Annotated in this window: 1 pseudogene; it reads right to left on the bottom strand. The window is 43.0% G+C overall.

From position 1 onward, the window contains the following. A pseudogene (locus H5300_RS27525) lies at positions 1-123 on the bottom strand (IS5/IS1182 family transposase); the annotation flags it as partial. Between the last annotated feature and the right edge of the window lie 126 nt (positions 124-249).

Raw genomic sequence — 249 nt, 5'->3', positions numbered from 1 at the left:
ACCCACCTGTGCATTGTAATTTCTTAAGCTCAGTTGCCCTCCTAGCAACTGTTTAACTCGATACATCGCTGTTTCTGAGAGTGAACGTTTGTGGTATCCATACCGCTCTTTCCAATACTTATTTGGTAAGCGTTCACCGAGGTATCTTGACTTACCATTCCTGAAGAAGCATGTGCAGTTTATAGATCAAAAACGTTCGGGTACGGTTTCTTCTCAACGACTGACGTGATGATTTCACTCAGAACTGAC

Origin of the sequence: Vibrio sp. SG41-7 (assembly GCF_014164465.1) — a bacterium.
GTDB lineage: Bacteria > Pseudomonadota > Gammaproteobacteria > Enterobacterales > Vibrionaceae > Vibrio > Vibrio splendidus.
Note: the sequence above shows the minus strand (reverse complement) of the source record. Positions and strands in the feature narration are given on the sequence as shown.